16 protein-coding genes are annotated in these 18,683 nt (G+C 69.1%); 3 read left to right on the forward strand and 13 right to left on the reverse strand.

All coding sequences use genetic code 11. The features are described 5' to 3' along the window. Window positions 1-122 precede the first annotated feature (122 nt). On the reverse strand, window positions 123-3,227 hold the full coding sequence (locus ABTZ59_RS22185; RefSeq protein ID WP_351409826.1) for an alpha-mannosidase: 3,105 nt from the start codon (window positions 3,225-3,227) through the stop codon (window positions 123-125). Between the two features lie 229 nt (window positions 3,228-3,456). Between ABTZ59_RS22185 and ABTZ59_RS22190 the strand changes: the two genes are divergently transcribed. After that, window positions 3,457-3,849 carry an ATP-binding protein gene (locus tag ABTZ59_RS22190; protein ID WP_351409834.1) on the forward strand — a complete coding sequence of 131 codons (393 nt, stop codon included), beginning with the start codon at window positions 3,457-3,459 and terminating at the stop codon, window positions 3,847-3,849. Between the two features lie 151 nt (window positions 3,850-4,000). On the opposite strand, the gene ABTZ59_RS22195 is transcribed toward ABTZ59_RS22190, so the two are convergent. Continuing rightward, on the reverse strand, window positions 4,001-5,062 hold the full coding sequence (locus tag ABTZ59_RS22195) for a DUF2637 domain-containing protein (RefSeq protein ID WP_351409840.1): 1,062 nt from the start codon (window positions 5,060-5,062) through the stop codon (window positions 4,001-4,003). 210 nt (window positions 5,063-5,272) lie between these two features. Continuing rightward, entirely contained in the window at window positions 5,273-6,121 is an 849-nt protein-coding gene (locus ABTZ59_RS22200) for a (2Fe-2S)-binding protein (protein WP_351409847.1), read from the reverse strand. A gap of 125 nt (window positions 6,122-6,246) precedes the next feature. Between ABTZ59_RS22200 and ABTZ59_RS22205 the strand changes: the two genes are divergently transcribed. After that, window positions 6,247-7,143, forward strand: coding sequence for a GntR family transcriptional regulator (locus tag ABTZ59_RS22205; RefSeq protein WP_351409853.1), 897 nt, complete (start codon window positions 6,247-6,249; stop codon window positions 7,141-7,143). A gap of 70 nt (window positions 7,144-7,213) precedes the next feature. Here ABTZ59_RS22205 and ABTZ59_RS22210 read toward each other — a convergent pair whose 3' ends face one another. From ABTZ59_RS22210 to ABTZ59_RS22255, 10 genes are all read right to left on the reverse strand, one after another. Beyond that, window positions 7,214-7,981 (reverse strand): enoyl-CoA hydratase/isomerase family protein, encoded by a 768-nt coding sequence (locus ABTZ59_RS22210; RefSeq protein WP_351409868.1) that lies wholly within the window; start codon window positions 7,979-7,981, stop codon window positions 7,214-7,216. Window positions 7,982-8,046: 65 nt separating this feature from the next. Beyond that, window positions 8,047-9,180 (reverse strand): cytochrome P450, encoded by a 1,134-nt coding sequence (locus tag ABTZ59_RS22215; RefSeq protein WP_351409892.1) that lies wholly within the window; start codon window positions 9,178-9,180, stop codon window positions 8,047-8,049. A 221-nt stretch (window positions 9,181-9,401) separates the two neighbouring features. Then, on the reverse strand, window positions 9,402-10,772 hold the full coding sequence (locus tag ABTZ59_RS22220) for a cytochrome P450 (RefSeq protein ID WP_351409921.1): 1,371 nt from the start codon (window positions 10,770-10,772) through the stop codon (window positions 9,402-9,404). A gap of 9 nt (window positions 10,773-10,781) precedes the next feature. Next, a complete protein-coding gene (locus ABTZ59_RS22225) occupies window positions 10,782-11,372 on the reverse strand; it encodes a GTP-binding protein (protein WP_351409936.1) in 591 nt (196 codons plus the stop codon). Further along, on the reverse strand, window positions 11,347-11,727 hold the full coding sequence (locus tag ABTZ59_RS22230; RefSeq protein WP_249947756.1) for a DUF742 domain-containing protein: 381 nt from the start codon (window positions 11,725-11,727) through the stop codon (window positions 11,347-11,349). The genes ABTZ59_RS22225 and ABTZ59_RS22230 overlap by 26 nt, the downstream gene beginning before the upstream one ends. Next, window positions 11,724-12,134, reverse strand: coding sequence for a roadblock/LC7 domain-containing protein (locus tag ABTZ59_RS22235; protein ID WP_351409945.1), 411 nt, complete (start codon window positions 12,132-12,134; stop codon window positions 11,724-11,726). Before ABTZ59_RS22235 ends, ABTZ59_RS22230 begins: the two co-directional genes overlap by 4 nt. After that, complete coding sequence (locus ABTZ59_RS22240) at window positions 12,131-13,279, reverse strand: sensor histidine kinase (RefSeq protein WP_351410209.1); 1,149 nt, start codon at window positions 13,277-13,279, stop codon at window positions 12,131-12,133. The genes ABTZ59_RS22235 and ABTZ59_RS22240 overlap by 4 nt, the downstream gene beginning before the upstream one ends. Window positions 13,280-13,887: 608 nt before the next feature. Further along, the gene (locus tag ABTZ59_RS22245; RefSeq protein WP_351409952.1) at window positions 13,888-14,190 is read right to left on the reverse strand and encodes a hypothetical protein; all 303 of its coding nucleotides are present in this window, start codon (window positions 14,188-14,190) and stop codon (window positions 13,888-13,890) included. A 207-nt stretch (window positions 14,191-14,397) separates the two neighbouring features. Further along, on the reverse strand, window positions 14,398-15,186 hold the full coding sequence (locus ABTZ59_RS22250) for a hypothetical protein (RefSeq protein WP_351409958.1): 789 nt from the start codon (window positions 15,184-15,186) through the stop codon (window positions 14,398-14,400). A 412-nt stretch (window positions 15,187-15,598) separates the two neighbouring features. Beyond that, the gene (locus ABTZ59_RS22255; protein WP_351409968.1) at window positions 15,599-17,482 is read right to left on the reverse strand and encodes a PucR family transcriptional regulator ligand-binding domain-containing protein; all 1,884 of its coding nucleotides are present in this window, start codon (window positions 17,480-17,482) and stop codon (window positions 15,599-15,601) included. Window positions 17,483-17,779: 297 nt separating this feature from the next. On the opposite strand from ABTZ59_RS22255, the gene ABTZ59_RS22260 reads away from it, so the two are divergent. Further along, entirely contained in the window at window positions 17,780-18,682 is a 903-nt protein-coding gene (locus tag ABTZ59_RS22260; protein ID WP_351409973.1) for an FAD binding domain-containing protein, read from the forward strand. The last annotated feature ends 1 nt before the right edge of the window (window position 18,683 follow it).

Below are 18,683 nucleotides of genomic sequence, written 5' to 3' on the forward strand. Positions count from 1 at the left end.
CTGACCGCGTCCGGCGCTGACCGCGTCCGGCGCTGACCGCGCACGGCTCGCGAAGGTCCGCACGGACGGGACAGGGCCGACGCGCGTCACGGCCGTCGGTCCTGTCCCGTCCTGCGTACCCGCTACGCGGGCGTGAGCCGCAGCGTCAGGATCTGGAACGGCCGCAGCCGCAGCCGCAGTCCCTCCTCGTCCGTCTCCGCGTCGTGCAGCGGCCGCTCCAGCAGATCCGTCACCCGAGCGCCGATCACCGGGAAGCCGACCCGCAGCGTCGCCCCGGCCCGGCCGCCGGCCGACTCGTAGAGCCGTACGATCACATCCCCGCTCCGGTCCTCGGCGAGCTTGACCGCTTCCACGGTCACCGCCGGGTTGTCGACCTTCACCAGCGGCAGCTGCTCCGGTGCCGGTGCCCCGCGCAGCGGCAGATTGAGCGCCAGACCCTCCTGTACGGTCTCCTCCACCGTCCCGCCGGGCAGCAGGGCGTACTGGAAGCGGTGCGTGCCGAGATCGGTCTCGGGGTCCGGGCTGTGCGGGGCGCGCAACAGCGTCAGTCGTACCGTCGTGCCGAGACCGTCCCGGTGCGGCGCGCGCGTCACCTCGTGACCGTAGGTCGAGTCGTTGAGCACCGCGACGCCGTAGCCGGGCTCGGCGACCCGCAGCCAGCGGTGCGCGCAGATCTCGAACCGGGCGGCGTCCCAGCCGGTGTTGTCGTGCGTCGCCCGGTGCACATGGCCGAACTGCACCTCGGCGGTGGACCGTTCGGCGTGCACGTCCAGCGGGAACGCGGCCTTGAGGACCTTCTCCGACTCCTGCCAGTCGACCTCTGTGACGATGTCGACCCGCCGGGTGTCGGCGGTGAGCCGGATCTCCTGGGTGATCCGGGACGACCCGAACGTCCGTACCACCCGTACCGCCGCCCTCAGCGGACCCTCCTCGATCAGCTCGACGGAGTCGGCGGTGGTCAGATCGGTGTGCCGGCGCCGGTAGTGCCGGTCGATGTCCCAGGCGTCCCACTGATTGGGGTGGTCGGGGTGGAGCTGGAGCAGATTGCCCCGGCCGCCGGGCGCCAGCACCTCGCGATCACCGACGAGATCGCGTACGGAGGAGAGCAGGCCGTCGGCGTCGACGACCACCTCCAGCCGCTCATTGCGCAGTGTGAATCCTCCATTGGCGGGCGCGGCCGTCACGGGGGCGGGGGCGAGTGTGGTGAATGTGCCCGGTGCCAACGCCCTGACCAGGGCCGGGGCCAGCACCTCACCGTCGGCCAGCGGCTGGGTCAGCACCCCGGGCGCCAGGTCGGAGGCGCGCGCCGCGACGACATCGCGGCGGGCGAACGGGGCCGCGTTCCAGACCCCCACCGCGCTGCCGCCGCCCAGCGCCGCGAGCGCGTCGTCGATGATGCCCGTGAGCTCGTCCTGTACCGCCGCGTAGGTCGCGCGCGCCTCACGGTGCACCCAGGCGATCGAGGAGCCCGGCAGGATGTCATGGAACTGGTGCAGCAGCACCGTCTTCCAGATCCGGTCCAGCTCCTCGTACGGATACATGTACGCGGCGGCGCGGCCGCCCGAGTGCAGCGCCGCCGCCGTCGCCCACAACTCGGCCTCCCGCAGCAGATGTTCGGCGCGCCGGTTGCCCTGCTTCGTCTTGGCCTGGGTGGTGTACGTGGCGCGGTGCAGCTCCAGATACAGCTCGCCCGACCAGACCGGGGCCCGCGCGCCGTACTCCTCCTCGGCCGCCGCGAAGAAGGCCGCCGGCGGCTCGATCTCGACCCGGGGCGAGCCCTCCAGGGACTTCAGCCGCCGTGCCCGCTCCATCATCTCCCGGGTGGGGCCGCCACCGCCGTCGCCCCAGCCGAACGGCACCAGGGACCGGGACGCCCGCCCCTTCTCCGCGAAGTTCCGCTCCGCGTGGGCCAGTTCGGAGCCATGGAACTGCGAGTTGTACGTGTCCACCGGCGGGAAGTGGGTGAAGACGCGCGTGCCGTCGATGCCCTCCCACCAGAAGGAGTGGTGCGGCATCTTGTTGGTCTGGTTCCACGAGAGCTTCTGGGTGAGGAACCACCTCACCCCCGCGAGCTTCGCCAACTGCGGGAAAGCCGCCGTGTATCCGAAGGAGTCGGGCAGCCAGATCTCCTCCGTCTCGACGCCCAGCTCCTCCTGGAAGAAGCGCTTACCGTGCACGATCTGCCGGGCCAGCGCCTCACCACCCGGCATATTGGCGTCCGACTCCACCCACATGGAGCCCACCGGCGCCCATGTCCCGTCCGCCACCGCCTGCTTGATCCGCTCCCAGATGTGCGGCTGGTGATCCCGCACCCAGGCGTACTGCTGCGCCTGCGAACAGGCGAAGACCAGCTCCGGGTAGTCGGCGGCGAGCGCCGTGACATTGGCGAAGGTCCGCGACGCCTTCCGTACGGTCTCGCGCAGCGGCCACAGCCAGGCCGAGTCGATATGGGCGTGCCCCGCCGCCGAGATCCGGTGGGCGCTCGGGGACGCGGGCCGGGAGAGCGCCTCCGCCAGCTCACCGCGGGCGGCGGTGGCCGTGCCCGCCACATCGTGCAGATCGAGCGCGTCAAGCATGGACTCAAGGGCGCGCAGGATCTCATGGCGCCGCGAGCGGTCCACGGGCAGCTCGCGCATCAGCTCCGCGAGCACCTCGATGTCGAGGATCAGATGCCAGACCTCCTGGTCCAGAACGGCCAGGTCGGCGGCGGCGAAGCGGTAGAGCGGACGGTCGCCCGCGGTCAGTACGTCACCGAGAGGCGTCGGCTGGAAGTCATGCAGGACGGCGGGGTTGGCGGCCGCCTCCAGCAGCAGCCGGACGGGTTCGCCGCCGGCCGCGGGCGACGCGACGGGGATGTACCGGTTGCGTGGATGGACGCCCTTGAGGGGGACTCCCGCGGCGTCGTACACCAGCCCCTCGGCCTGGAATCCGGGCCCGTCACCGGTGAACCCGGGGTCGATGACCACCTCCACCGGCAGCCCCGCCCAGGACTCGGGGACCACGCCCTCCAGCCGGAACCAGTGGGTGGACCAGGGCGAGCCCCACTCCGTGCCCGTGGTGAACGGCTCGTACGTGCCCTGGAGCGCCCGCTCCACCGGCACCGGCTCGCCCGGCGCGTGCCAGACGGAGAGCGAGAGCGGCTCCCGTGCCGCGTACTGCGCGGGACGGATGAACTGGCGCAGGGCCCGCTCCAGCCGCCCTTCCACCAGGGATCGGTCGTCGTGCATCGGTGCTCCTCGCTCCTCGGGATCGGCTCGCACGGTTTCACTCCCCCCGCACATCCCCGGACAGTCCTCGCGCACCCGTCGCGCGCCCTCTGCCCCCACCGCGACGATCAGGTGATGAACACCATGAGTGGTCCATTCCGGGTGGGGAATGCATCTCCTGTACGCGTACGAGCGTGGGGCGGGTCCGGACCGGCGAGGAGAGGGACGTCATGAGCGGGGGGACAGAGTGATGAGAGGTCTGCGACGCAGAGTGGGGGGCGCCGATCTCGCGGCCGTCCCCGAAGTACGCCACGCGTTGCGGGAGATGCTGCGGCACTGGCAGGAGCGGGACTCCGCGGCGGTGGCGGAGCTGCTGATCAGCGAGCTGGTGACGAACGCGCTGGTGCATACGGACGACGGCGCCGTGATCACGGCGACCGTCGCGGACTCCCGGCTGCGGGTGGAGGTGCGGGACTTCGTCGCGGGCGTGCCGACACCGCCCGCGCCCGAGCGGCCGGTGCCCGATGACGCCACGCACGGCAGGGGGCTCGCGCTGGTACGGAGCCTCGCGGACGACTGGGGGATACGGGCGCGGCCGGTGGGCAAGGTGGTCTGGTTCGAGCTCAACGGCGAGGCGGCGTAGGAGCGGTGAGAAGGAGTGCGCGGTGAGGAGCCGTGCGCGGTGAGGAGGAGTGCGCGGTGAGCGTGGTGGGGGACGGACGAAACAGCGGACCGGCGTGACGGCTGTCCGTCACACCGGTCCGAGTGCTGCTTGCTTGTGCGGTCGCCCCGCGTCAGCCGAACTGCTTCTCAAGGTCCTTGAGTTTGCGCTCCAGGGAGTCGAGTCTGGGCAGCGCCATGGTGTCGTCCTCCGCGGTCAGGTCCACCGTACGGGGAGTCTCCGCGGCCTTGACGGGCTGAAGGGAGAGCCGGGAGTGCTGGGTCAGCTGGCCGGGCTCCACTATGGCAGGCTCCGCTGCGGCTTCGACGGCCGGCGGCGAGCCCGATCCCGAGTTCACCGCGGGAAGGGCCACCTGACGGCCGCCACGCCCTCGGCCCCAGGCGCGGTGCTGGCGGTTGAGCGCCTTGATCTGCGCTCGGTCCAGCTTCTCCTGCTCCCGCCTGCGGTGCCGGTTCTGCTCCTTCTGGCGACGGTCCTCGCGGACCTCGTCGACCGCCTCGTCCAGCGTACGGACACCTTCGAGCAGCATCAGCGACCAGGCGCCGAAGGTCTCGCGGGGCGCCCGCAGCCACCGTACGATCCGGATCTGCGGCAGTGGACGGGGGACAAGACCCTGCTCACGCAGCGCCGCACGGCGGGTCTGCTTGAGCGCGCGGTCGAACAGGACCGCGGCCGAGAGGGACATACCGGAGAAGAACTGCGGAGCGCCTTCGTGACCGATGCCCGTGGGCGCGTGCACCCAGTTGAACCAGGCGGCGGCGCCGGCGAACGTCCACACCAGCAGTCGCGAGCCCAGGGCCGCGTCGCCGTGGCTGGCCTCACGCACCGCGAGTACGGAGCAGAACATCGCCGCGCCGTCGAGACCGAACGGGACGAGATACTCCCAGCCGCCGCTGAGACCGAGATTCTCCTGGCCGAAGCCGACCAGGCCCTTGAACGAGAGCGCGGCGGCGACCGCCGCGCAGCAGAACAGGAGTGCGTAGGAGGCGATGCCGTAGATGGCTTCCTTCCGTCTGCGGCGCTCCTCGCTGCGTTCCCAGGAATCCTCGACGGGTGCGGACTTGTCGGCCGCCGCGCGCTTGCCGCGCGCGAACACCGCCACGGCCACCAGGATTCCGACGAGCAGGACGACGCCGGGAAGCAGCCAGTTCAGCGATATGTCAGTCAGTCGCATGCGGTGTTCCTTGCACGGCAGTAGGGCGTTTGGGTCGCCATTTTGGCGGAAGTGCGGTGACGCTCAGGGGGTTTTGGGACAAGAGAACACCAACGAGGCGGTGCAGCACGTGAAGAGGCACGAACGGCTGACACCGCCGTTCGGCAGGTGGCTGTCATGTTCGATTAATATCACCCCTGCGGGTGGCGTGGGAGCGAGGGTGACGCGGGGTCAGACGCTCGCGGCGAGCTTCCGGACCCGCTCGTTGTCGCAGGTACGCGGGCAGGTCACGCAGGTGTCCTCCGGGCGCAGCGTGTAGAAAAGGCAGCAACTGGCCCGGTCACGGGTCGGCAAAGATTCACCGTCCGGTCCGGTCAGCTCGCGGAAACCCGCCGCACCGACGTAGGGCGCGGTCGTGCCCGGCATCAGCCGCTCAAGCTCCGCCATCGCGTACCGCTCCTCGCCCAGCAGATGGGCGATGTACCACAGGCCCTCGACGATCTCGTCGGTCGCCATCCCCCACAGCGCCCGCCGGCCGCGCCGCAGCCGGGGTGCGAAACCGTCGAGGACCGGCGCGAGATGGCCGGCGACGGCCGCCCGCACCTCGGCGCGCAGGGCTTCCTCGTCCGGCACGACCCGCGCGCCGGGCAGTATCGCGGCGGGGTCGTCCGGCAGACAGGCGAACTCGTCGATCCGTACGGTCATCCGGCCCAGCGCCCGCTGGAAGGAGACGGCCTCGACGGGCAGACGGGGCACCCTGCGGCGCAGGAACCAGGGCATCGTGATCAGCAGACAGGCGGGCCAGGCGTACCGGTGGAAGGCGAAGCCGGCGATCACATCGGGGCGCGCCTCCTGCCCGTAGTCCCGGCGTACCTGCGCCTCGTCCCAGGCGAGGAACGTGTCGAGGGCCGCGCCCCCGGCCGCCAGGTCCGCCGCGCTCACCCAGCCGCCACCCATCGGTGGCCGCTCACTCTCGGTGAGCTGGTCGATGCTCAGCGCGGGGAACACCTCGGCCAGACGGGCGTACGCGTCCGTCACGGGCGAGGCGAGGGAGCCGGGCAGCAGCGTGGGCAGGGTCATGCGGGGGACCACCGAATCGGGATCGTTTGGAGGTAAGCCTTACCTTATCCGATGTGATCGAGGTTTGAACTATGGCCCGGTCGGCCTATCGTGCACGGGTACGACGGGTAAGGAGGTGGGCCGGAATGGAGCAGGGCAGAGCGCGCGACGCCGCCGTGCCCCGGCCGTACGCCACGGACGCGCCGGAGGCGCCGGCAGCGTCAGGATCGACGGAGGCGCCGGGAAGTTCCAAGGGGTCCGCCTCCGAGACCCGGCGGGTGCCGGAGCAGGTGCGGGGTGAGCACACGCACAGTGACTCCGACCGGTCCGGCTGCCCCGCGCCGTCCGCGGCTCCGGTTGCTGCACCGTCCCCTTCCCCTTCCCCCTCTCCATCTCCTTCCTCGCTGTCCTCGTCCTCGCCGGTGCGCCGTCATTCCGTGCGCGGGCAGATCCTCGACGCCCTGCGCACCGCGCTCGTCAGCGGTGAGCTGGCCCCCGGCGAGGTCTACTCCGCCCCCGTGCTCGGCGAGCGCTTCGGCGTCTCCGCCACCCCCGTACGGGAGGCCATGCAACAGCTCGCGCTGGAAGGCGCCGTCGAGGTCGTGCTCAACCGCGGCTTCCGCGTCATCGCGCGCAGCGCCCGTGAACTGGCCGAGCTCGCCGAGGTGCGTGCCCTGCTCGAAGTGCCGGTGATGCTGCGGCTGGCCCGTACCGTTTCCGCCGAACGGTGGGCGGAACTGGTTCCGTTGGCGGAGGCGACCGGTGCCGCCGCCGCGATCGGGGACCGCGCGGCGTACGCGGAGCGCGACCGTGCCTTCCATCGCGCGCTGCTCGCCCTCTCCGGCAACCAGCAACTGGTCATGGTGGCGGACGATTTGCACCGCCGCTCGCAGTGGCCGCTGGTCAGCGCCCCGACCGTGCGCCGTGCCGATCTCGTCGCGGACGCGGCCGAACACTCCGCGCTGCTCGACGCGTTGACGGCGCGGGACCTGCCGGTGGTGCAGTCACTGATGAGGGAGCACTTCACGGGCTCGGCCGACTGAACCCGCACCGAGGTCATGGCGTCACCGACATGTCGACGTCACCGGTGTTCCGTGTCACCGGTGTTCCGCGTCACCGATGACGGGAGGCAGCCGCCGCCACTGCCAGCGCGGAGGTCATCACATCCGGGTCGAGAAGGGTGGTGTCCCCGAGACGGCTCGCGCCCCCATACGCGTTCAGCATCGCCTTGGCTGTCCGCAGAGCCGCGGGCGACCTGCGGGCCATCGGCCTGACCCACTGCTGGACAGCGTTGTCGAGCTCTTCCACCGGGACGACCTTGTGCAGAACGGACAGTTCCGCCGCCGTCGCCGCGTCGAAGTTGTCGCCGGTCAGCAGAAGCTCACGGACCCTGGCCGCGCCCGCCTCCTGTATCAGCCGGGGCAGGGCACCTCCCCAGGCCGGAGGCATACCCAGGGCGAGTTCGGGCATACGGAAACGGCAGTCGTCCGCCCCTGCCCTCAGGTCGCAGAACACGGCGAGAGCGAGCCCCGCGCCTATGACTCCGCCGTGCAGCCGGGCGATGGTCACGGCATCGGCCGTCGCGAGCGCGTCGCAGACCCTGCGTGCCTTCTTGCCCAGGGTGCGCAGGCTCGCTCCACTGGGGTCCGCGGCCAGGAATTCGGCGAATTCCGCGCGGTCTCCGCCCAGACAGAAGTCCTTTCCCACGCCGGAGAGGATCAACACCCGGATTCCGGGGTCGTCCTGAAGGGCGCTCAGTACGGAGAGCAGTTCGTCCAGGAGCGTCCCCGAGACGGCATTGCCGGTTTCGGGGGAGTTCAGCTCCACCGTCAGCACGGGCCCTTCCTGAATGACCCGGAGCGCCTTGAAGTCTTCCACCACGCCGTTCCCTGTGTATGCGTCGGATCTCACTGTGCCGCTACGTCTCATTTTTCCCTGATGCCAGGTCAGGCTCTGGTCACCGGAAGTTCCGTGATCCGCCGGAAGCCCACGCGAGGCGCCCAGACCGGATCACCGTCGAGACGGAGATCGGGCAGCCTCCTCAGCAACGACGTCAGCAGAGTCGTCGCCTCCAGCCGGGCCAGGGGCGCGCCGAGGCAGTAGTGGATTCCGCCGCTGAAGCTGAGGTGCGCCGCCTTGCGCCGTATGTCGAAGAGCTCCGGCTCGGTGTGCTGCTCCGGGTCGTGGTTGGCCACCCCGACCATGAGGTGAACCATCTGGTCACGCTGGATGTACGCGCCGCCCAGGGTGGTGTCCTCGCCGGCGACTCTGCTGATCACATGGTTCGGCGAGTCGTAGCGGAGCACCTCCTCGACGGCGCCCGGTATGTGCTCGGGGTGCGTGCGCAGCCAGGCCAGTTGGCGCGGATGCTTCAGCAGGAGCCACACCATGTGGGAGAGGAGTGTCGCGGTCGTCTCCGGCGCGGCCAGGAGGAAGAGGAACGAGAGGAAGTACACGGCTTCGTCGACCGTCTCCCGGTCGTCCTCAAGATCGTCCCAGGTCCGCAGCCACTCCGAGATCGGATCGTCGCCCGGTGCGCGGCGGCGTTCGCGTATCACCGCGGTGAAGTACTCGCGCAATTGGGCGGTGGCGGCGTCCGACAGCGCGAGCTGACTCGGCGTCGGCAGCAATTCCTGCGAGAACACCTGATCGCGGGTGAGTGAACGGAGCAAGTGGTAATCGGAGGGCGGCAGGCCGAGCCATTCGCCGATCGTAATGATGGGCAATTCGTCGCTGACCAGCGAACTGAAATCGGCCCGGCCGCTCCGCAATTTCTCGGCGAACCGGTCCAGCAATTGCTCCGTGGTCCTCTCGATCGAACCCTTGGAATTCGCGAGAGATTTACGGTCGAAAGTGTTGCCGACCGAACGCCGCACCCTGGTGTGGTGCGGCGGATTCAGTGCGGGCAGGGTCTTTCCCATTTCCTGCGAGGAGGAGGCGTTCCAGCGGGTCGCCGCGCCCTGCCTGGCGCGCCACTCGCTGTCGGGCACCTGCCAGGTCTTGTTCCTCAGTACCTGGTCACAGAGGTGGTAGGAGGTCACCAGATGCCCGCCCCAGGGAGCGGGGATGATATCTCCCATTGCTCGGAGCTCTGCGTAGAGAGGCAGTGGATTCGACTGGCCATTGGATGTACGCAGACGGGAAAATATCGAGACTACAGCACGTCGATCTACTGACGAAGTAGTCAGGGAGGGCTCCACAGCGTCTCCTTTTCAGGGGATCACGTAAGATTCGCCCACCCTGTCTACCCCTACGGTTGAACGTTCATGCGAAGGTAAAGGGCCCTGCTTTGTTGCGGATCTCACACCTTCCACCAGGCGAGGAATCCACTCCAGAAGCTACCCTTCTGCGGCTTGGCCTGATGGGCCGCAGCCGGGGCATTTCCGGCGGTACGCGCGCCGCTGGTCGGATAGGGTACGGATTCCGACTTCTCTTTCCGTACCGGGGTGAAACGGGCCGGAAGCGCGGTGAGCGCCCGGTGGAACGGGCCCGGCCGGGAGAGCAGGCTGTCCGCGGGCACCGCGAGCTCGATGTCCGGCAGGCCGTTGAGCAGCTTCTCGATGGCCAGTACGGAGATGAGCAGCGCCGGGTCCTTCGCCGGGCAGGCGTGCGGACCGGCACCCCAGGCCAGATGCGCCCGCTTGCTGAGCGTCTGACGGCTCATGGACAGGCTCGGGTCGGTGTTGGCGGCGGCGAAGCTGATGAGCACCGGATCGCCGGCGTCCAGCTTGCTGCCGTTGAGGTCGACGTCGTACAGCGGGTAGTGCGCCGCGTAGTTGGCGATGGGGGTGCTGTTCCACAGGACGTCGTTGATGGCGTCCTCGACCAGCAGGCCGGCCGAGTGCGGTCCGTCGGCGTACTTCTCGTCGGACAGCAGCACGCGCAGCGAGTTGGCTATCAGATTCGACAGCGGTTCCGTGCCCGCGCCGATGAGCAGCAGGATCTGATGGATCATCTCCTCGTCGGTGAGCCCGACCGGATGCTGCATCAGCCAGGAGGTGACGTCCTCGCCGGGCCTGGCCCGCTTGAGCGCGACCAGTTCGCTCAGCGCCTCGGTCAGGACCTCGTTCGCCTTCTCCGCCTCGATGCCGTCGAAGATGCCCGAGAGCCCGAAGACCAGCCGGTCACCGATCTCGGCCGGGCAGCCGAAGAGGTCGTTGAAGACCAGCAGCGGCAGCACCTGCGCGTAGTCGCCGATCAGATCGGCCTTGCCCCGGCCGCTGAACTGGCTGATGAGGTACGAGGCGACCCGCTCGACATGCCGGGTCACCCGGTGCGTGTCGATCTTGGCCAGACTCTCCGTCACGGCCTGACGGAGCCTCAAGTGCTCGGCGCCGTCGGTGAACATCGGGTTGGGCCGGTACATCATCATGGGCAGTACGGGGCTGTCGAGCGGCACCCGGCCCTCGTTGAGCGCGCGCCAGCGGCGCGAGTCCCGCGCGAACGCCTCGGGGTTCTGCAGCACATGGAGCGCCGCCGCGTAGTCCGTGACGAGCGAGGCCTCCACCCCGGGGGCCAGCTCCACGGGCGCGGCTGGGCCGTACTGCCGCATATGTTCGTAGAAGGCGTCCGGGTCGGCAGCGAATTCGGGACCGTGCAGGGGCACGCGCATACCGCTGTTGTGCGCCGGGCAGCCTGGTGGCGGGGCCTGGAACTCCGAATGAGATTGCATGCCGAACTCCTAGCGAAGGCGTGACTGGAGGTAACGGACGAGGACGATGAGCGCGTTCGCTGACGACCGCTGGTCCCGCGCGTCGCAATTGACGAGGGGCGTCTCGGGAAGCAGGTCGAGAGCCTCTCGTATTTCCTCGTCCTCATGGGTCGTTGTGTCGTCGAATCGGTTTACCGCTATGGTGTAAGGAATTCCGTAGTGTTCGACCAGGTCCATCACGGGGAAGGACTCTTCGAGGCGCTCGGGATCCACCAACACCAATGCCCCGAGGGCGCCTCGGGACATGTCTTCCCACACCTGGACGAAGCGCTGCTGCCCGGGTGTGCCGAAGAGATAGAGGACCAGCCTGTCGCTGAGCGTGAGGCGGCCGAAGTCCATGGCCACCGTCGTCGTGGTCTTGCCGGGCGTGGCCTTGAGGTCGTCGATTCCCTCGCCGGCCTGCGTCATCAGTTCTTCGGTGCGCAGCGGCGGGATCTCGGACATGGTCCCGATGAATGTCGTCTTGCCCACGGCGAAATGTCCGACCACCAGGATCTTCGCAGCGGTCTGCACGGATTCGCGCAGATAGACACCGTCATCCAAAGCGGGCTTGAAGACCATTCAGCACCTCCTCAAGTATTTGCCGGTCGACAAGTTTCGCGGCAGGTATGGGGGCGCGTGTGAAGAGATACCCCTCCTCCGTGAGGTCGGACAGCAGGATTTTGACGACACCCACGGGAAGATGAGAGTGTCCCACTATTTCGGCGACCGAGAGATAACCTCCCGAACACAGGTCGAGCAGACGGCGCTTCTCAGGATCGAGATTCCCCGCCCTGGGTATGTCCTCGGCCGCTGTGACCAGAGTGATCAAGGAGAACTCGTGGTCACCGAGCAGACTGCGGCCGTTGGTGATGACATACGGTCGCACTAATGTCGGGGCTATTGGTTCCTGATCCGGCTCATCTGATGTGGTCATGCCTTGGTATCAGCAATCTCGCGAGGGGGACTGGTCAGGGATTTGCCGAGCTGGCCGACAAGCTGCTGCATACGGAAGGTGATCTCGGCCATGTCGACTTCGGGCGACGCGGAAACGGCGAGATAGGCGCCCTCGCCGGCGGAGATGAGAAAGACCCAGCCGTGGTCGAACTCCACCAACGTCTGGCGCCACTGCGGCCGCGTGCTCGGCGGGCCGCCACAGAACTCGGCGACCGTACGGCTCAGCGACTGCATTCCGCTCATCGCCGCGGCGACGGTGTCGGCGTGATCCTTGCCGACGTCCTTCGAGCGGGCCATGAGCAGGCCATCGGCCGAGACGAGGATCGCGTGCCGTGCTTCGGGCACTTCAAGGGCACTGTCAAGCATCCATGACAGATCGTAATTCACTGAGTCTCATGCCCTTCGCTGCTTACGTTGGTGGTACGACGGCCGGACTGCGTACCCCGTTGGAACGCGCCCATGACGGAGGCGGCTTGTTCGCTGGAGCGAGCCGGGGCTTCCGCGCTGTCCGCGGTCGGCACGATGGATATCGCGCCTCTCCGCCGGCGTTTGGGAAGACCGCCGAATGTGGTCGGGGGAGCCACCGGATTCTCCTCGGGCGGCATCGGGGAGGACGCGGCCACGGCGGGGAACTCCTTGGGCTCGGGCTTGGGCTCGGGCGCGGGCTCTGGCATGGCGGTGAGCAACTCGTCGGGGAGCAGCACCACGGCGCGCACGCCGCCGTAGGGGGAAGTGGAATCCACGGACACGGTGAAGCCGTAGCGAGCGGCGAGTACACCGATCACGGTGAAGCCGAACTGCGGCGGGTTGCCGAGACCGGAGACGCCGGGGGAGCGTTCGCTCGACAGGAGCTTGGCCGCCCTGGCCTTCTCTTCCTCGTTCATACCGACACCGGCGTCATCGACGATGATGCAGACGCCCTTGGGTACCGGCCGGATATTGATCTCGATCACTGTTTCCGGCGCCGAGTAACTGGTCGCGTTGTCCAGTAGTTCGGCGAGGGTGAGCGCGACCGGCTCGACGGCCCGGCTGACAATGGCGAAATTACTCTGGGCCCGGATCTCGACCCGGGTGAAGTGGCGAATGCGGCCCTTCGCGCTGCGGACCACGTCGTACAGCGAGGCGGGATCGCGCTGACGGCCCAGCCATCCGTCGCAGAGCACCGCGATGGACTGCGCACGCCGGGCGAACTGCGAATTCATGTGGTCGATGTCCAGGAGGTCCTGGAGAATCTGTAGTTCGCCGTACTTGTCCTGAAGTTTGGTAATGGCAAGCTGCTGTTCGCTGGCCAGACCCTGAAGCGTCCGCATGGCGGACTTCAGTGCGGTTTTGGTGGCTTCTTCCGCCCTGTCCTTGGCCTCTTCCACGGCCTCCGCGTAGTGGTCCTCAAGGGTGGCGTAATGGGCCTTGAGCTCCTGCTTCTCCTTCCGTAGGTCGGCGATCGACTTTCTTCCGCGAATGATCGCGGTAGCGGCGACAGGAGTACCAGCGATCAGACCCCAAAGCGCTGGATCCTGGAAGTATTGCGTCATAAGACTCTCTTCGGGCGACTGGGCCACCGGGTACTGAATGTCTGGAGGGTACGTTCGAGTGATCTCGCGGTCACAGACATATCGCGGTCACCGATGAGTGGGAATAGGTCGGCGCATGGTAGCCTGCCGGACTGCCTTGAAGGCCCGGCTGATGGCATAGTTCTCCCCCGGGGGTGGCGGAATTCTGGGCCGATGCGCTGACTTTTCCTTTATGCCTTAGCGGGTTTGGCACCGCTTGGCAAGCTTGGCGATCTTATCACCACACGATGGGGGGACGTCCATGCCGTTCTGTTCTGTTTCTGGCATCTGACGGAAATTCAGCAAGGCTCCCCTTTTGGGGTTGTTGGTGATCCTTCTTCGTTCGCCCACGGGCGCTCCGAGCGCGAATTATTGCCCGGATTACGGGCGATGTGTTCCTTTTGATCTTCCGGTGAGGGTGTACCGGAGACGTCAACCCGGGGTGTTCGTGGTGAGCCGGTGGTGAGGTCGTGCGGAGGCCGTAACGGTACGCGCGGCGGCGTGCGGCCCTGGATGCCGCGCGGCGTTCCTCGGTCGGCGCGCGACGCGGACCGGTCCGGTCCGGTCCGTCACGCTCATGCCCCCGGCGGTCAGCGGCTGAACTGCACCGAGGCGAAGGCGAGGAAGTCCTCTCCACCGGGTTTGATCCGGGTGGCATGGCCCGCGCACCGCTTCTCGCTGTACACGATCGCGACACGGTCGGTGGAGTTCTGCGGGTCCTGTGCGCGTCCGACGCTGTAGCACAGGCCGTCCGCAGGGTTTTCGAGGACGATCGGGCCGTATTCCGAGGTGTAGAAGAAAAGCCCCTCGGCCGCTTGGGCGTTGAGCGGGAAGCCGATGCAGAGAACGGCGGCGGCACCGGCGGTGACCAGCGTCCTTCCGAGACTCTTCACGGGAACCTCTTTCGTGGGGGTGCGGGGCGAGACGGGGAGAGAGGAGAGGAGAGAGGCGCTTGGCGGTGGAGCGGGGGCAGTCTGGCCACCTCGTTACGCGCGTATGCGTCGCCTCACTCGAACAGCCGCTGCGGAAACGTTTCCCTGTCACCCGTCCGTGGGGCGGCCGAGGGCACGATCGACCGCCCCACCAGACGTTCTCACCGCTCAGACCGCGGGGGCCGCCGACGCAGGAGGAGCGAGCTGGTCCGCCAGCCAGGTGGGGACTCCGCCGAGCAGTCTGAACAGACGGCCCGCCTCCGCGCGAAGACGGGTCGCCTCCGGTTCAGGTTCCGCGTCGGCCAGGGCCGCGAGGGCCGGGGCCGTGCCCACCAGGTAGCCCAACTCCTCCCGGATACGCAGGGACTCGCCGAAGCCGTGCCGTGCCTCCGCCAACTCCCCCTCGCGCAGGGCCAGTCCGGCCAGATGGCGCCAGGTGAAGGAGAGCAGAAGCGTCTCGCCGTGCGCCGTGGCGGCGGCATGGGCGCGGCGGTAGGCGGCGCGGGCCGACTGCGGGGAGTCCGAGAGGTGTTCGGCGACCAGACCGCGCCGGAAGTCGAGCAGGGCGCGCCCGGGAGCCGTCGGATCCAACAGCGCCGCCGCCCGCCCCAGCGCCGACCGTGCCTCGTCCGCCCGGTCGCGTACACCGAGGACGGTCGAGGCATAGGCGAGATGGCCGCGTTCGCACGCCGCCGCACCGCGTTCGTGGTCCTCGCGCGCCGTGGCCTCCGCCGCGCGGAGCGCGTCCTCGGCCTCCGGCCAGCCACCGCCCGTGAACAGACAGCGCTCCACGAGCAGCGCGGCCCGCTGGAGGGTCCGGGCGGGGACGGAGCTGTGCGGTGCGAGCAGGGCCGCTGCGTCGGTCCAACAGCCGCGCGAGCGCAGCCGCCATACCGCGGTCTGGAGAGGGTCGTCACCAGCGGTGGTTCCGGAACCAGACATGGCGGTATGCGCCACATTGCCCTCCCCGAGCGCGCCATTGTGCTGTTGAGTGTGGACGCATCTCAGCATGGATCGGCACGCCGGGCCAATAGGTCAGGTGAAAAATTTCACAATCGCGTGGTCGTCGGCGGTGGCGGTGAGGCACGGGCGACGGGGGTGTCCAGCGGGGCCGACTGGGGCGGGCGGGATCGCCACGAGTGCTCTCACCTGGGGCGACTCGTAGGGAGCGAGGCGCGGCGGGGCCCCCGGGGCCCGACCTCGCGGCGCGAGCGGATCTTCCGCTGACCGTTCCGGGTGATGGCGGTCAACCTCGGTCTCCCTGGCACCCGGTGACGTCTTGATGACGAGGCGGTGACAGGAGCGCGGTCTCAGCTCAGCCGAAGCACCGGTCACATCCGAAGCCCGGGTCACAGCCGAAGCACCGGTCTCAGCTCATTCGCAGCGCCAGGAAGAAGTCCAGCTTGTCCTCCAGGCGTGCCAGGTCACGGCCCGTCAGCTGTTCGATCCTGCCCACCCGGTAACGCAGCGTGTTGACATGCAGATGCAGCCGGGCCGCACACCGTGTCCAGGAGCCGTCGCAGTCGAGGAACGCCTCCAGCGTGGGGATCAACTCCGCGCGATGGCGCCGGTCGTAGTCGCGCAGCGGGTCGAGCAGGCGTGCGGTGAAGGCGCGCCGTACGTCGTCCGGGACGAACGGCAACAGCAGTACGTGCGAGGCCAGTTCATGGTGGCCCGCCGCGCAGACCCGGCCCGGTCTGGCCGCCGCCACGCGACGCGCGTGGCGGGCCTCCTCCAGCGCGCCGCGCAGCCCCTCCGCGGAGTGCACCGCCGCGCTCACGCCCAGCGTCAGCCGGCCGTCGTCCGCGAGCCCCGCGGACAGCGGATTCCGAACGGCGGCCAGCAGCGCGTCCGCGTGGATGCCGGGGTCCGCCGCGGGGGTGTCCAGGGGCTTCTCCGCCCCGGAAGCGGCTCCCGGCGGCGCCTCCTCGCCCGCTTCCGGGACGGCCGAGGGATCCGGGGACATCGCGGGCAGGGGCACCAGCGCGATCGCCTCATCACCCATATGGGCCACCGCGATCCGGTCGGAGGCGTCCGCTCCCGCCCCGACCCCGGTGCCCGCCCCCGTCCACGCGGGGTCGACAAGGATCTCCTCCAGCAGCGACTGGGCCACCGGCCCGCCCTCGATCAGCGCCGCGCTCGTACCGGCCGTACCACCCGCGCCTGCCGTACCACCCGTACCGGCCGTACCACCCGTACCGGCCGTACCGCTCGCGCCTTCGGCGCCGTTCCCGGTGGCGCCCGCGCCGTTCTGTGCCCACTCCACCCGGGCCACCACGACCTGCCAGTGCGGCGCCGAGCCCAGCCCCGGCAGCAGCACCGGAGCGGCCACGCGCAGCCGGGCGGCGATCTCGGCCGGGGCGGCGCCCGTCTGTACCAGCTCCAGGACTTCCTGGGCCAGTCGGCGTCGTACCGTACGGGCCGCGTCGCGCCGGTCGCGTTCCACCGCGATCAGCTGCGTCACGCCCTGGAGCAGGTCGAGCCGGGCCGCGGGCCAGTCTCCCGCGTCCGCCTCGACCGCGAGCAGCCAGTCGGAGAGCACGGTCTCGCGCACATCCCGGAAGGCGGTGGGGGTGGTTCCGCGCCCCGCGTTGCGTACGGGAAAGAGGGAATACGCCGTCCCGTCGACGGTCGTCCGGAAGGGGCTGTGGCGGCCCGCGCGGGTCGCGGCGAGGTGCTCGCCGGCCAGCACGGCGGCCCTCGCGGGTGGCAGCGGGGCACCGGCGCCCGCGATCAGCCGCCCGGTGGGGGAGAGCACCCAGGCCCGCAGATCGAGGTCGGAGCCGAGGAGGTCGAGGACCACCTCGGGACCGCCGCCCGCCGGGCCCGAGGTCATCAGCCTGCGGTGCCGGTCGACCACCGCCGCCAGATCCCCGGCGCGCTCGCCGGACACCTGGCGCACCACATACTCCGTGATCGTCGCGAACGCCACGTCCTCGTTCACCGCGAAGAGCGGCAGCCGGTGCTGCTCACACGCCGTGACCAGGTCCTTCGGGACGGCGCCCAACTCCGCCTCGCCCGCGGCGAGCCCGGCGACCCCGGCGCTCGCCAGGATGCGTACGAACGGTTCCGAGTCCTCGGCGGAGTGCCGCCAGGCGAGGCCGGTGAGGACCAGCTCTCCGCCCGACAGATAGCGGCTCGGGTCCCGCAGGTCGGTGGTCATCACCCCGCGGACCGTCCGGTCCAGCTCCTCCTCGCCGCCGAGCAGTCGCAGGCCCAGCGCGTCGGTTTCCAGCAGTGCGCGCAGCCGCATCTCGTCGCCGCCGATCTCTGATCTCGTCCCTTCGTACCGTGCGTTTCGGTACGAAGACCGTTTGGTTACCGGGCATTCGCCTTTCGTTCGAATCTACAAGACTCGGAAGGCGACCAGCCAATTCCTTCATGGTTTCGGTGACTGCACCAGGCGGAAGCGCTGCTTGTGTACTTGTGAGACCGGCCGTCCCCGGAGCCCAGCGATCACCAGCGAGCACCACGATCACAGCGAGCACCACGATCACAGCGAGCACCACGATCACAGCGATCACCGAGACGATCAAGAAGAGAGCCGCATATGGACTTCCTTCGCCCCGCCGGCTGGGAGGAGGCGCTCGCCGCCAAGGCCGAGCACCCCACGGCCGTACCCATCGCGGGTGGTACGGACCTCATGGTCGAGATCAACTTCGATCACCGGCGGCCGGATCAGCTGCTCGATCTCAACCGGATCGACGAACTGCGCGACTGGGTGGTCGGCGAGGAGTACGTCCAGTTGGGCGCCTCCGTCCCGTACACCCACATCATGGAACACCTGCGGACGGAGCTGCCGGGCCTCGCGCTCGCCTCGCACACCGTCGCCTCGCCGCAGATACGCAACCGCGGGAGCGTTGGGGGCAACCTCGGCACGGCCTCCCCGGCCGGTGACGCGCACCCGGCGCTGCTCGCCGCGGGCGCCGAGGTCGAGGTCGAGTCGGTACGCGGCTCGCGCCGTATCCCCATCGACGCGTTCTACACCGGTGTGAAGCGCAACGCCCTCGAACCCGACGAGCTGATCAAGTCGGTGCACATCAAGAAGGCGGCCGGGCCGCAGCAGTACTCCAAGGTCGGCACCCGCAACGCGATGGTCATCGCGGTCTGCGCGTTCGGGCTGGCCCTGCATCCCGAGACCCGGACCGTGAGGACCGGCATCGGCTCGGCGGCGCCCACCCCCATCCGGGCGCGGGACGCGGAAACGTTTCTGAACGCGGCGCTCGACGAGGGCGGCTTCTGGGACAGCGGCAAGATCATCACGCCGTCCGTCGCCAAGCGGTTCGCGGACCTCGTCGCGGGCGCCTGCAACCCCATCGACGATGTGCGCGGTACCGCGAGGTACCGCCGTCACGCGGTCGGCATCCTGGCCCGCCGCCAGCTCGGCTGGACCTGGGAGCAGTACCGCGCGGACGGTGGCGGCACCGGCCGGACCCTCGAAGGAGCTGCGTGAG

Source organism: Streptomyces sp. NPDC094034 (assembly GCF_040303865.1).
Classification (GTDB): Bacteria; Actinomycetota; Actinomycetes; order Streptomycetales; family Streptomycetaceae; genus Streptomyces.